General features: G+C 68.6%; 12 protein-coding genes. 10 read left to right on the top strand and 2 right to left on the bottom strand.

Features of this window, described 5'->3' with window-relative positions:
* Positions 1 to 91: 91 nt before the first annotated feature.
* The 9 genes from rplS to IEZ27_RS20960 all read left to right on the top strand — a co-directional run bounded on the left by rplS (position 92) and on the right by IEZ27_RS20960 (position 8,746).
* Positions 92 to 454: a 50S ribosomal protein L19 gene (gene rplS, locus IEZ27_RS21000; protein ID WP_189648817.1), complete on the top strand. Its 363-nt coding sequence runs from the start codon at positions 92 to 94 to the stop codon at positions 452 to 454.
* Between the two features lie 142 nt (positions 455 to 596).
* Complete coding sequence (gene lepB / locus IEZ27_RS20995) at positions 597 to 1,454, top strand: signal peptidase I (protein ID WP_189648816.1); 858 nt, start codon at positions 597 to 599, stop codon at positions 1,452 to 1,454.
* Positions 1,454 to 2,050, top strand: coding sequence for a signal peptidase I (lepB, locus tag IEZ27_RS20990; protein ID WP_125631358.1), 597 nt, complete (start codon positions 1,454 to 1,456; stop codon positions 2,048 to 2,050). Before lepB (IEZ27_RS20995) ends, lepB (IEZ27_RS20990) begins: the two co-directional genes overlap by 1 nt.
* Before the next feature lie 50 nt (positions 2,051 to 2,100).
* Complete coding sequence (locus IEZ27_RS20985) at positions 2,101 to 2,769, top strand: ribonuclease HII (RefSeq protein ID WP_125631356.1); 669 nt, start codon at positions 2,101 to 2,103, stop codon at positions 2,767 to 2,769.
* 39 nt (positions 2,770 to 2,808) lie between these two features.
* The gene (locus IEZ27_RS20980) at positions 2,809 to 3,132 is read left to right on the top strand and encodes a DUF2469 domain-containing protein (protein ID WP_026215037.1); all 324 of its coding nucleotides are present in this window, start codon (positions 2,809 to 2,811) and stop codon (positions 3,130 to 3,132) included.
* Positions 3,133 to 4,358: 1,226 nt separating this feature from the next.
* Positions 4,359 to 4,712, top strand: a complete 354-nt coding sequence (locus IEZ27_RS20975; RefSeq protein ID WP_125631354.1) for a YraN family protein — start codon at positions 4,359 to 4,361, stop codon at positions 4,710 to 4,712.
* On the top strand, positions 4,713 to 6,254 hold the full coding sequence (locus tag IEZ27_RS20970) for a YifB family Mg chelatase-like AAA ATPase (RefSeq protein ID WP_189648815.1): 1,542 nt from the start codon (positions 4,713 to 4,715) through the stop codon (positions 6,252 to 6,254).
* Positions 6,255 to 6,329: 75 nt separating this feature from the next.
* Positions 6,330 to 7,637, top strand: coding sequence for a DNA-processing protein DprA (gene dprA, locus IEZ27_RS20965; protein WP_229824178.1), 1,308 nt, complete (start codon positions 6,330 to 6,332; stop codon positions 7,635 to 7,637).
* Between the two features lie 239 nt (positions 7,638 to 7,876).
* Entirely contained in the window at positions 7,877 to 8,746 is an 870-nt protein-coding gene (locus IEZ27_RS20960) for a tyrosine recombinase XerC (RefSeq protein ID WP_446686165.1), read from the top strand.
* A gap of 1,108 nt (positions 8,747 to 9,854) precedes the next feature.
* Here the strand turns inward: IEZ27_RS20960 and IEZ27_RS55585 are convergent.
* Positions 9,855 to 11,057 carry a M23 family metallopeptidase gene (locus tag IEZ27_RS55585; protein WP_379478613.1) on the bottom strand — a complete coding sequence of 401 codons (1,203 nt, stop codon included), beginning with the start codon at positions 11,055 to 11,057 and terminating at the stop codon, positions 9,855 to 9,857.
* A 549-nt stretch (positions 11,058 to 11,606) separates the two neighbouring features.
* Positions 11,607 to 12,926 (bottom strand): MFS transporter, encoded by a 1,320-nt coding sequence (locus tag IEZ27_RS20950; RefSeq protein WP_189648813.1) that lies wholly within the window; start codon positions 12,924 to 12,926, stop codon positions 11,607 to 11,609.
* A 133-nt stretch (positions 12,927 to 13,059) separates the two neighbouring features.
* On the opposite strand from IEZ27_RS20950, the gene IEZ27_RS20945 reads away from it, so the two are divergent.
* Complete coding sequence (locus tag IEZ27_RS20945) at positions 13,060 to 13,674, top strand: ArsR/SmtB family transcription factor (RefSeq protein ID WP_189648812.1); 615 nt, start codon at positions 13,060 to 13,062, stop codon at positions 13,672 to 13,674.
* The last annotated feature ends 14 nt before the right edge of the window (positions 13,675 to 13,688 follow it).

Below are 13,688 nucleotides of genomic sequence, written 5' to 3'. Positions count from 1 at the left end.
ATCCCGGGTTCATCAAATCAGCAAGCGTGTCCGCCGCGAGCTCCGGCCGGGTGGACCTCCGCGTGCTCGCGAGGACTTGAGGACAGCTCTCATGCACACGAAGATCCAGGAGCTCGAGCAGGCGACCCTGCGCAGCGACGTCCCGGCGTTCCGCCCCGGTGACACGCTCGAGGTCCACGTACGAGTCGTCGAAGGCAACCGCTCCCGTATCCAGGTCTTCAAGGGGTTCGTGCTGCGGCGGCAGGGCAGCGGCGCCCGCGAGACCTTCACGGTCCGCAAGGTCAGCTACGGCGTCGGCGTCGAGCGCACCTTCCCGGTGCACAGCCCGGTCATCGAGAAGATCGTGCTCGTGACCCGCGGTGACGTGCGTCGCGCCAAGCTCTACTACATGCGCGACCTGCGCGGCAAGGCCGCCCGCATCCGCGAGAAGCGTGAGGCGACCCCCGCGAAGTAGCCCAAGTCTTTACCGAAAGGCCCGTGCACCGCACGGGCTTTTCGGCTTTGCGGGGCCATTTCCTTTATGTGGAACGACTCGCGCATGGGTGTAACGTCGGTCGAGGCTTGTCGAGCCGTTCCATCATCTAGGCTCGTCAGCGATGACTAGCGAGGACCAGGAGTACGGCGCTTCGCGCCGCCCTGTCGAGGACGAGGTGGACGTGGTCGCCGAAGAGACTCAGAAGCCGGCAAAGGGCGACAAGGAGAAGAAGGGGTCGTTCTGGAAAGAACTGCCCGTTCTTGTTGTTGTGGCCCTCGTGCTGGCCCTGATCATCAAGACGTTCGTGATCCAGGCCTTCTACATTCCGTCGGAGTCCATGGAGAACACCCTGCTCAAGAACGACAGGGTCCTGGTCAACAAGCTCGTCTACCACACCCGTGACATCGAGCGCGGCGACGTCGTGGTCTTCTCCGGCGTCGACTCCTGGGACGGCGAGTTCGAGATGGAGGAGCCGTCCAACCCGATCGCGGCCTTCTTCCGCTGGGTGGGCACGGCGTTCGGCGTCGTGCCGGGCGAGAAGGACTACATCAAGCGGGTCATCGGCGTCGGCGGCGACCACGTCAAGTGTTGTGACTCCAAGGGGCGCATCACGGTCAACGGCACGGCCATCGACGAGGAGAGCTACCTCTACCCGGGCAACGTGCCGTCCGACAGGTTCTTCGACATCACCGTGCCGCCCGACCGGCTGTGGGTGATGGGTGATCATCGTTCCGTCTCGCTCGACTCGCGCTCGCACACCGGTGACCAGGGCGGCGGCTCGATCCCCGAAGGTCAGGTCATCGGCCGGGCCTTCGTGATCGTCTGGCCGTTCAACCGGGCGGGAGTGTTGTCCATACCCGACACGTTCGCGCAGCCCGCACTTCAGGCACTTGGCGAGTCCGTACCGCTGGTGGCCGGGTTCGGGCTGGCCGTACCCTTGGTCCTGGTTCGTCGGCGCCGGTTGGGGAGGAAGCGCTGATGGCCGTCACCAAGAAGGCGGAGGGCGTGGCCAAAGAGAAGAAGAAGGGCGGCTTCCGGGAGACCGTCCTGCTGCTCGTGCTCGGCGTGGGCATCGCGCTGCTGCTGCAGGCGTTCGTGATCGGGTCGTTCTACATCCCGTCGGAGTCGATGGAGAACACCCTGCTGATCAACGACCGGGTGTTCGTCAACAAGCTGGCGGGCGATCCCGCGCGCGGCGACATCGTGGTGTTCAAGGGCTGGCGTACCGGCGAGGACACCATCAAGCGCGTCATCGGCGTCGGCGGCGACAAGGTGGTCTGCTGCGACTCCAAGCACCGCATCAGCGTCAACGGCACCCCCCTCGACGAGGAGTCCTACCTCTACCCCGGTGACTTCGGCGGCGGCGACAAGTTCAGCGTCACCGTCCCGGCGGGCAAGTTGTGGCTGATGGGCGACCACCGCACCGCCTCGGCCGACTCGCGCGCCCACATGGACGAGCCCGGCGGCGGCTTCATCTCCGTCGACGACGTGATCGGCAAGGCGGTCGTCCGCTACTGGCCGCTGTCGCGCGGCTACCTGTTCTCCACGCCCGAGACTTTCGACAAGGTCAAGTAGGGGGCTTTCGGTCGCGGTTTGCGGCGAATGGGGCGTACGCTGCCAGTGTCATGACAGTTGCGTTCCGCCCTCGACCGAGCGTCGTCCGGCGCGATTCCGGACTCTACGCCTATGAGCGGGCGCTGGCCCGCCGTGGGCTGACCCCGATCGCCGGGGTCGACGAGGCGGGCCGCGGCGCCTGCGCCGGTCCGCTGGTCGTCGCCGCCGTCGTCCTGCGCAAGGAGGTCAACGGCCTCGGCGACTCCAAGCTGCTGTCAGCGCCGGTGCGCGAGCGTCTGTACGATCGCATCCTGGCCACCGCCCACGTGGGTGTCGTGGTGATCCCGGCCGCCGAGATCGACGCCAGGGGCCTGCACAAGAGCAATGTGTCAGGAATGCGGCGGGCCGTCGCGCGGTTGCCCTGTGACCCGGAGTACATCCTCACGGACGGCTTCCCGGTGCCCGGCCTGCCGGCGCCGTCCCTGGCGGTGTGGAAGGGGGACCAGGTGGCCGCCTGCGTGGCGGCCGCGTCGATCGTGGCCAAGGTGACGAGGGACCGCCTGATGGTCGAGCTGGATCGAAGATTCCCTCAGTACGGTTTCGCCGAGCACAAGGGGTATGTCACGCCAGGACATCGTTTGGCACTGGAGAGACATGGCCCGTGCCCCGAACACCGTTACTCCTTCGTCACGGTGGCCAGGGGGATGGGTGAAAATGAAATGGGGGCCGGGGTTGCCTGAGCAGGCGAACCGGGGGACCGGTACGACAGGAGGACCGCGATGAGCGCAGAGGATCTCGAAAAATACGAAACCGAGATGGAGCTGCAGCTTTACCGCGAATACCGTGATGTCGTCGGGTTGTTCACATACGTCGTGGAGACCGAGCGTCGGTTCTACCTGACCAACTCGGTCGACCTCGACGTCCGTACCGCGGAGAACGGCGACGTCTTCTTCGACGTGAAGATGCAGGACGCCTGGGTGTGGGACATGTACCGGCCGGCGCGGTTCGTGAAGAACGTGCGGGTGGTCACGTTCAAGGATGTGAACGTGGAAGAGCTGGCCAAGGCCGACCTGGAGATGCCCAAGGAAGGGTTCTCCGGGTAGGAGGAGGGGGATGCCGGCGCCGCGGGGGGCGACGACGGCATCTGACCCGGCCGCCCTGCGGCGGGACCGCGACCCGTTTCATCTGCTGGGTACGTCGAGGTTCGGGGGGACGTACGGGCCGATGCTGGTTGGCCGTTCGCTCGTTCGTCCGTTCGCGTGCGCGTTCGTTCAGGTGCGACCTGCGTCCGATTACGTGCGACCTGCGTCCGTTCACGTGCGACCTGAGCGGGCTCGCTCGCGTAGGGCAACAGGCGGTGTCGTGCGGTGTCGTGCGGCGCGCTTCCTCGCGCGTTGTCCGCGCGAGTCCCTTCTCGGACACCGCGCCTTCGCCTATGCGGGCACCGAGGGGCTTGTCGCCTTCCCAGCTCGTCCTGGGCGGTCACCAGTCGAATCTCGCAAATCCGTGACATCGCGGCCCAAAGACGGTCGGCGGCTCATGACGTAGAACAGTGCGACCTCGCTCGCACAAGGCAAACCAATACCGGTGACGTCGTCATGCGGTCACGATCGTCGGCGTGGCGTGGCGTGGCGTGGCGTGGCGTGGCGTGGCGTGGCGTCTGGGGCGGGCGAACTGGGCGTTGACTAGACCTGTGGGGCCCCATGCGGCAGCCCCCGATCAGGCTTGCTGGGCCGCAGGACGACCGTGGTGGCCCGCTGCTGCCACGTGCCGTCCGGGAGCCGCCCGTGCCTCCCGCGGTCGCCCGCGAGCTGCCCGTGCCCCCCAGGAGCCGCCCATGCCCCTCGCGGCCTCCCGGGAGCTGCCCATGCCCCCTGCGAGCCGCCCATGCTCCCTGCGAGCTGCCCGTGCTCCCCGCGGCCGCCAGTGCCGGCTCGCGGTGGCGAGTGCGTGATCTGGCGTGTCAGTCGTGCGGCCATTCTCGGCTGCCCCGCTCCGCTCAGCCTCGCCCCCTCTGCCCCTCTCAGGCAGAGCACCTGCAAGCGGCCTCAGGACGACGCCTCGCCTCGTCCTAGGGCTTGGCTCAGAGCCGCGTCTACGCAGGCGTGCGGGCGCCACGCCCTCTTCGCGCAGCACGTCATCGCCCCCCTCGACCAGCCGGACTTCCACTTCAACAAGGCCTCAAACCCACTGCGCCCGCGGCTATCCACAACCCCGGCCCACCCTCCGCCACCCATCCCCAGAATCCCGTTCGCCTCCCTCCGATGCCTCCGTCATCCGCCAAGGTCGGTCACCGAACAACCGGCGAACAGACGGACGGAGGCGGCGCATGGCCCCCAAAGACGAGCTCGGCAAGCAAGGCGAAGATCTAGCCGCGATCTACCTGGAAGCTAAGGGGATGACGATCCTCGAACGCAACTGGCGTTGCCGCAGAGGTGAGATCGACATCATCGCCGTGGACGGCCAGATCCTGGTGGTCGTCGAGGTCAAGACCCGATCGAGCAGATCCCACGGCACAGCCCTGGAGTCCGTGAACCGCGCCAAGCTGGCGCGACTCCGCATGCTGGCCGCCAAATGGCTGTCCGCGCAGTCCCGCTCCTTCGGCGCCGTACGCATCGACGTGATCGCCCTGGAGCGCTTCGCGGGCAACTTCGCCCTGCGCCACATACGGGGGGCGATCTAGATGGCCGTGGCCCGTACCCGCAGCGTGGCGCTGGTCGGAGTGAGCGGCCGCAGCGTCGAGGTGGAGGCTGACGTGGGCAACGGCCTGGCCGGCATCCACCTCATCGGCCTCCCCGACACGGCGCTCAGCGAGGCCCGCGACCGGGTGCGTTCCGCGGTGGTCAACAGCAGCTATCCGTGGCCGGACGCCCGCATCACCGTCAGCCTCTTCCCTGCCAGCCTGCCCAAGCGCGGTTCCCAGTTCGACCTGGCCATCGCCATGGCCATCCTGGGGGCCGCGGGGGTCGTCCCGCCCGAGCGCATCGCCGAGCCGTTCTTCCTCGGCGAGCTCGGCCTCGACGGCCGCATCAGGCCCGTACGCGGCGTGCTCCCGTCCATCCTCGGTGCCGCGGCAGCGCACGGAGAGGCCACGGTCATCGTCCCGTCGGGGAACTCGGGCGAAGCCGGCCTGGTCCCCGACGTGAAGGTGATCCCGGTGGCCGATCTGCGCCAGTTGGTGGAGTGGCTACGCAAAGGCGACGATCCACCCCAACCCGAGATCGATGCCCGCGTCGAGGCACCCGAGCCCACCTCCCGGCCCGCCGTCGATCTGGCGGATGTCGTCGGCCAGCCCGTGGCCCGCCGAGCGCTCGAAGTCTGCGCGGCCGGCGGCCACAACCTGTGGATGGTGGGCCCGCCCGGCACCGGCAAGACCCTCCTGGCCGAACGCCTTCCCACCCTCCTGCCGGACCTGGAGCTCGACCATGCCTTGGAGGTCACGGCCATCCACTCGGTCGCGGGACTGCTGCCGCCCGACAGTCCCATGATCAATCGTCCGCCGTTCGTCAGCCCTCATCACACGGCGACCGCTGCCGCGATCATCGGTGGCGGCAGCACGTTCGTCCGTCCGGGGGCCGTCTCCCTCGCGCACAGGGGTCTGTTGTTCATGGACGAGGCTCCCGAGTTCCCCCGTCACGTCCTCGACTCGCTGCGGCAGCCGCTGGAGTCGGGGCGCGTCACCGTGTCCAGATCCGCGGCCTCGGTCACGTTCCCCGCCCGGTTCATGCTGGTCCTGGCCGCCAACCCGTGCCCCTGTGCCCAGGCCGACGACCAAGCCGCCGCCACCTGCCGCTGTTCGCCCACCACCAGACGCCGATACCTGGGCAGGCTCTCCGGCCCTCTTCTCGACCGCATCGACATGAAGGTGACCGTCGCCCGGTCGTCCCGGCGTGAGCTGCTGGCCGACCGGCATTTCGTCGAATCCAGCAAGACGGTGGCAGAGCGGGTCCTGCTGGCCCGCGAACGTGCCGTCAAACGCCTCGCCGACACCCCCTGGCGGACGAACGCCGAGATCCCCTCCTCAGTCCTCCACGCCGACTACCGCCCGTCCGACGCGGCCATGCAGCCCATGACCTCCTGCCTCGACTCGGGCTCACTCACCGCCCGCGGCCTCGACCGGGCCCTCCGCGTCGCCTGGACCCTCGCCGACCTCGCCGGCAAGGCGCGCCCCGAAGAGGACGAGACCGCCGCCGCCCTCGGCTTCTGGCTGGGGGTAAGGCCGTGATCCCCGCTCAGCCCGTACAGGCTGGCCTGCCTGCAGGCCGGTCGTCCGTCCCCATGAAGATCACCAGGAGGCCCTGTGACCAGTTCGGAACGTGAGGCGCGCGCGGCTCTCATGCGAGCCGCTGACGTGGGCGACACCGCCATGGGCCGCCTGGTGAGGCACCTGGGCGCCCTCGGCGCGGTGGAGGCGATCCGCGAGCGCACCCTGCCGCCGGCCTTCATCGCTCAGGAGGCCCGGCAGGAACGCCCGTGCGATCTGTCCGGCAGGCTGAACGCCTGGTTCGTCCGCCTGGCGGCGTCGAAACCGGCCGCCGACCTGGAAGCCGGAGCGCAGGCCGGGGCCAGGCTCATCATCCCGGGCGACGCCGAATGGCCCACCCAGCTGGACGACCTCGGCCCGAGCCGTCCCCTCGGCCTCTGGCTGCACGGTACCGCCGACCTCCGCTTCGCCTGCCTCAAATCCGTGGCCGTCGTAGGAGCACGAGCCGCCACCCAGTACGGGCTGCACATCGCGGCCGGCTTCGGCATCGGCCTCAGCGAAGCAGGCTGGTCCGTCGTGTCCGGCGGCGCGTACGGGGTCGATGGCGCGGCTCACAAGGGTGCTCTGCTGGCCGACTCGCCCACGGTGGTCGTACTGGCCTGCGGAGTGGACGTCTGCTATCCCAGTGGCCACCAGGACCTGTTCGCCCGGGCCCGCGACCAGGGTGTCGTGATCAGCGAATGCCCACCCGGCGTCCATCCCACCCGAGCCCGCTTCCTGATCAGGAACCGCCTCATAGCCGCCCTCACCCGAGGAACAGCCGTAGTGGAGGCAGCCCTGCGCAGCGGCGCCCTGAACACCGCCGGTCACGCGCTCTCCCTCAACAGGCATCTGGGTGCCGTACCGGGCCCCACCACGTCCGCCCTGTCAGCCGGCTGCCACAAACTGCTGCGCGAACGCAAGGCAGTGTGCGTGACCACCCCGGAGGAGATGATCGAGCTCGTCGGCGTCATGGGCGACGACCTGGCCGCACAACCCAGGACGCCCGTCGTCGCCCGTGACCGCCTCAGCGAATCCACCAAGCGAGTCCTGGACGCCATCCCCAACCGAGGCGGCGCGGGCCCCGCGTCTATAGCGGTGTCGGCGGGCGTCAGCATGGAGATCACGCTGAGCGCCCTGGGCGGCCTGGCCGCCGCCGGCTACATCGAACGAACGGCAGGCGGCTGGCGCCTCCGCAAGACCACCGTCAGCTACCTGAAAGCCCCCGAATCCATCGCCCTGGACCCACCTCCCGCGAACGAAGCCCCAGCCACGGACCCACCCCCGCCTTCGGAAGACGATTCCCTGCCCCCACCTCACCCGCAAGAATTCGCGGCCACCTCGGGGCACATGCGGACCAAGTGACAAGGTCATGAGGTGAGATGGTGAGGGAAGGATCACGAGACGTCGAAGGGGCAGCGCCGGGCAGTGGCGACATCACCTGTGCAAGACGCGGATGACGACGACCCGACATGCGGACGGCGCGGGCACCGCAATGCGACGGAGACCTGCGCGTGGGGACGGTGGATGAAGCCTTGAACGACAACCTGAACGTGAACGACAGTGCGCCCGGCGACTCGAACGACGACCTGAATGCCTATGAGATCCTCGCCGAGTTCGAGAGATACCTGAGGTTCGAGCGAGATCTGTCCCCGCACACCGTTCGTGCCTATCTCTCCGACGTCACCGCCCTCCTCGATCAACTGAACGGCCGGCTTGAAGGTCTGGACATCGGCGAATTGCGAGCATGGCTGGCCGACCAGCACGGCGCGGGAAAGGCGCGGGCAACGTTGGCACGCAGGACCGCATGTGTCCGTACGTTCACCGCGTACTGCCATCGGCGTGGCTGGCTGGCCGGCGATCCGGGCCTATTGCTCGGCAGCGCCAAGGCCCCGCGCCCGTTGCCCGCCGTACTTGACCAGAAGCAGGCACAGACCGTCCTGAACGCGCCTCCCTCCACCGGCGACCCCAAGGACCTCCGAGATCAGGCCATCCTGGAGCTCCTCTACGCCACGGGCGTGCGGGTGGGCGAACTGTGCGCGCTCGACGTCGACGACGTGGACCGGGACCGGCACGTCATACGGGTGCTGGGCAAGGGCCGTAAGGAGCGTTCGGTACCGTTCGGGATTCCGGCGCTCCGAGCGCTGGACCGGTGGTGCATCAACGGACGCCCGATCTGGGTCCGAGAACGTTCCGGGCCGGCCCTCTTCCTCGGAGTACGCGGCGGCCGGATCGACGCGGGCACCGTACGACGGGTGGTGCACGCGCGACTGGCCGAGACCGAGGGCACCCCCGACATGGGCCCGCACGGCCTGAGACACACCGCGGCAACGCACCTGCTCGAAGGAGGTGCGGACCTTCGAAGCGTCCAGGAACTACTCGGCCATGCCTCCCTCAACACAACCCAGATCTACACCCACGTCTCGATCGATCGCCTCCGCACCGCCTACCGCCAAGCCCACCCAAGAGCCTGACCCAAGCCTCAGCGCCACCCCTCTTCCTGATCACTCCCATTTCCGCCCCTCTCAGGAGACAGACGGCCCAAGAGCCTTGGAACGCCGACGCACGGGCTGCAAAGGCAGGGGCCGAGCAGAGACACAGGCGCTGGGAAACACCGCCGTACGGAAAACCCGGCCTTCCGGAGGCAGGGCCGTCGGAAGGTTGGGCGTGAAGACCACAAGGGACGAGATCACCGTTGTGTCGGGCGGCGAGGCTCTGGAGCGGCACGAGGGCGCGGATGTGAGGCCCTGGCGGCGCGAGGTAGCGGTGACTACCGGGCCGAGGAGCGCTGTTGCTGTGGCACGTAGTGGGGAGATGCGGGGACCTGATGCAGCTGCCCAATGGGGCGTCGTGGCGTAGGGGACGACCACAGGAACGCGAGGTATGGGCGTCGCAGGCCGCGTAAGCGGGAGGTCATGAAGGCGCGACGACAGCGTTGAGGCTCACAGTGACGAAGGTCGTCTGTCGAGGAGCGCTGCTGCGCGAGGGCCCGTGAGCTGGACGGCACAGGGAGTGGTGTCTGGGTTGTGGGGAGCAGAGGGTTGATGGTGGTCGCTGCTTGGGCGTGGGCGTGGGCGAGGTGCATTGCCTTCAGGGGGGAGAGGGCGTGGGGCTGCACTTGCCGAAGGCGACTCCTCTTCAGTCGTAGAGAAGCGTTTCGGGCTTTGGGAGCAATGGCCAAGCGGCTGGTGGGGTGAGCGCCGGCTTGGCTGTGGGCTCAGCCCCGAGCCCTGGCTGTTCACCTGTAACGGTTGATGGCCGGCTCTTTGGCTGTGCAACTCATGGTGGGTTGGTGGCTCCATAACTTGCGGCCTTGCGGTCTTGCGGTTGGGCGCGGGGGAGCCGTTGGTAGCCGGGCTTGGCCCGGTGCAGATGCCCTTGCGTGTCCCGTGGGGCTTGTCGGTCAGGTGCGGGCTGCGCTGAGGATTAGCGTCATGGCCTGCTCAAAGTGAACGCCTGAGGGGGCTCAGAGCGAGTGCTGGGGCTCTTGGTGTGAGGGGTTGCTCGCCTACTTGTGGGTTTCGAGATCGGTGCTCGTGGCGGTGGGCCTTGAGAGGGCGCAGGGGACACACAGGGGCGCTGTCAGGGAGCGCTGTTAGGGGCGTTGCGGCGTTTGTGGGCTCCTTCTGGTTTTTGGGGTTTGCGGTGCTGGCCTCGTCTTGGGCTGAGGGGCTTCTTGCGGGGGCGGCGGTGGCGGCGCAGGGCTGTGATCAGGAGAGCGACTCCGAGCAGAGTGCCCAATCCGATTGCTGGGGCTGTGGGGGTGGAGGCCGCATGTGTCAGTAGCTGGATGACGGAGGAGAGGGGTGTGGCGGGGGTGTGCTGCCGATTCGGTGTTGGGGCTGATGCGGGGTGGAGGGGGCGCTTGCCGGGGGTTGTCTGGGGGGTGGAGGTTGTGGTTTCGGGGGTGATGGCGGAGGGCTGGGACCGCTGGTTTGAGGGGGTCAGTGCCTGAAGGGGTGGAGAGATGGCAGATGGGGGCGGGGCTTGGGGCTTGGAGGGTGGGGGTTGGGGCTGAGAAACCGTGAGCAGGCTGGGCGGCAATGGGACGAGGAGCGCGGGTGGAGGCAGGAGATGGGCGGCAGGCGGGGGCGAGTACCGGGGGTTAGGCAGGTACGGGCGTAGAGGAGCAGACAGGTACGGGCGTAGGAGGGCGGACAGATTCGGGCGGGGGAAGGTGGTGGACAGGTTGGGGAGCCCGACAGTCGTGAGTGGGGGTGGTGAGGTGATGAGGTCAGAGCCTTCGGAGGGTGGGATGAGGGTGGCTTGCGAGGAGTTGGGGTGGGTGAGGGGGTGCGGGAGCGGGGTGATCAGGGGGTTGGCGGGGGTGGGCCAGAGGGGGAGGAGGCGGATCAGGGCGCGACCCAGGAGGAGCAGGGGGTCCAGGTAGCGGGAGCTCTGGAGGAGGCCCCAGTGCAGGCATGACTCCTGGCAGTGGCCTTGGATCGCCTGTACGACTCCCAAGGGGTCGCCCATGGTGATCGGCTGCCCCGGCTTCACCGAGGCCGTGACCGGTAGGTACGTCGTGCGGAGGCCGCCTGGGTGGTCGATGGTGACGACTCCCCTTCCGCCTACTGAGCCTGCGTAGCGGATGGTGCCTGGGCCTGCCGCGAGGACGGGGACTTCGGCGGGGGCGGCGAGGTCTACCCCTCGGTGTCCGGCCAGCCATGGTGCGGGGGGTGGGGCGAAGCGGCGCAGGATGCGCGGATTGCCGTCCAGGGGCCAGCGCCATGTGGGTGGGGCCGCCTTTGCTGGAGCAGCGAGGATGACGACTGCCGTGAGCATGGTCATGGCCGTGAGGAGGGCCAGGGGGCTCAGGGGTTGGCGTGCCATGTTCTGGGGGCGGGGCCTCGGGGGTGGAGGCGCTGGGCGACGGGACATGGCGGGAAGTTTGCTGGGGGCGGCCTCTGGGCGTGGAGGCGAGCGGGGTTCTGTGGATGAAGGGGAGTGGGGCGGCCAGGGCTGTGGACGGTGATCGGCGGCTGGGGCGGCGGTGAGTGGCCGGGAAAGCAGGCTGAGGTGGAGGAGAAGGAGGTGGAGGAGAAGGAGGTGGAGGAGAAGGAGGTGGACGGTCGAAGCGCGGGCGGAGGCGGTGGCCAGTCGAAGCGGCGGGCAACGGCGATGTCGGCGGTAGCGGCAGGTGCCGGTACAGGAGGACGTTGCGGACGGTAGGGGCGGCGGACCGGTAGGAGCTGTGGGCGGTGGGCGGTGGGCGGTGGGCAATGGCGATGTGGGTGGTGGCGGGAAGCGTCGGTGGAGGTAGGGGCGGGGGTTGGGGGTGCTTTGGGTTGGGTTGGGGGAGGTGCTCTGAGTGGAGGGGGTGGCGTACTGGGGTTAGAGGACGGTGTGGCGCTTGGATTCGATGAGGTGGGTCAGGGGGTCGGGGACCGGGGTGGGGTCGGGGTGGTGGGGGTGGACGGAGTTGGGGCGGGTGGGGCGTAGGGGGGAGAGCCAGATCCAGAGGGTGCTCAGGGCTACGCCTGCGGCGCAGATGAGGATGACCGGGCGCAGGCCCAGGAGTTCGGCCAGGAGGCCGCCGCTCAGGCCTCCGAGGGCCAGTACGCCCTGTACGGCGAACGTCATGGTGGCGTTCACGCGGCCCCTGAGTGCGGTGGGGGTGTCGCGGAGGGTGATCGCGCCCATGCAGGTGGCGAAGGCGACGACGATGACGCCGGTCATGAAGCCGGTCAGGGCGAGGAGGGTGAGCTTCGTCCAGAGGGGGCCGGACAGGAGGCCGACGGCGAGGATCTCCAGAGGGAAGAACAGGACCGAGACGAGCAGGACGCGGTTCTCGCCGTAGCGCTTGGACAGGCGGGAGGTGAGCCAGGCGCCCAGGAGGCCGCCCAGGCCGCTCAGGGCCGTGAGGAAGCCGATCACGCCCTTGGGGATGCCGAGGGTGTTGACCATGTAGAGCATGTACACGGCGGTGTACGCCATGGCGAAGAAGTTGATCGTCACGCCCGCGCCCAGCAGGGCTCGGAGCGTGGGGTGGGTGAGGCTGGTACGCAGGCCCTCCACGATGTCGTGCCACATGCCGGTCGAGCGGGTGGGCTCGTTGTGCTCCGGGGTGCGGATCGAGCGCAGGAGGAGGGCGGAGACGAGGAAGGACAACGCCTCAGCCAGTACGGCGAACGGCGCCGTGAGCGTCTGCACCAGCAGGCCGGCCAGGCCGGGGCCGCCGACCGAGGCCACCGAGTACGAGGCGTGGAAGCCGGCCATGGCCTCGGTGCGCTGCGACGGGTCCACGACCGCGGCCACGTAGGGGAAGTTGGCCGACTTGAAGATGACGCCGGCCGTACCGATGACCAGGGCCACCACGATCAGCCACGGCACGGTCAGGACGCCGAACACCCAGGCCAGCGGGACGGTGGCGGCGGCGGCGCAGGAGACGAGCTCGCAGGCGATCATCAGCGGGCGGTGGCGGGTGAGCCGGTCGGCGATGGCGCCCGACTGGAGGCCGAACAGCAGGGCGGGCACCGAGGCGGCGGCGGTCAGCAGTCCCATCTCGGCGGGGGAGGCGGTCAGCAGCGTGACGGCGGTCAGGGGTACGGCCAGCTTGGAGACCTCCGAGCCGGTGATCGAGATCGTGCGGGCGCCCCACAGCAGGCGGTAGTCGCGCTGCTTGCGGAGGGGGAGGGGGGAGGTCGCGTCCATGCTCAGGGTCTCCAGCGGGTGGGGTCTTGGAGGGAGTTCGGGAGATGTGAAAGGAAGACTTCATAAGTATGAAGGGATCCCTTCAGAGTTGTAAAGGGAATGCTTCACATCTGTCGGCGGGTACCTTTGGCACATGACGCAGGACATGGAGGGGCTCAGCGATCCCAAGATGATGCGGGCGCTGGCTCACCCGGCGAGGCTGATGATCCTCAACCGGCTCGGTGTGGAAGGCAGTGCCACGGCCACCGAGGTGGCGGAGATCGCGGGGATCACGCCCAGCGCCGCCAGTTACCACCTGCGCATGCTGGCCAAGTACGGGTTCGTCGAGGACGCCCCGCCCAGAGGCGACGGGCGGGAACGGTTGTGGAGATCGACGCACAAGCCGTTCAGTGTGGGAGTCCTGCCGGACGACCAGCCGGAGGTCCGGGACGCCAAGAACATGCTGATCAACGCGTTCCGCAAGGAGGCCGGCGACGAGGCGGACCGGGCCCTGGCCAGAACGGTGCACGAGCCGGACGAATGGCGCGACGTGACCCGGTTCGGCCGTACCCGGATCAGGGTCGACGCGAGCGAGATGGGGCGGCTGAGTGAGGAGATCGAGAAGCTGCTGGCGCCGTACATCGCTCATCAGCGCAGCCCCGAGGACGCGCCGAGCGGGGCCAGGGTCGCCGAGGCGCAGATCAATCTCTTCCCGCTCGCCCCGAGGGTGACCCCGGGGTTGCCCACCGAGGATCACGATGCGGGCTGAGCCGTACCGGGAAT

Source organism: Nonomuraea spiralis, from assembly GCF_014648435.1.
Lineage (GTDB): Bacteria > Actinomycetota > Actinomycetes > Streptosporangiales > Streptosporangiaceae > Nonomuraea > Nonomuraea spiralis.
The sequence above is the reverse complement of the archived record's forward strand: the minus strand, read 5'-3'. Positions and strand labels throughout refer to the sequence as shown.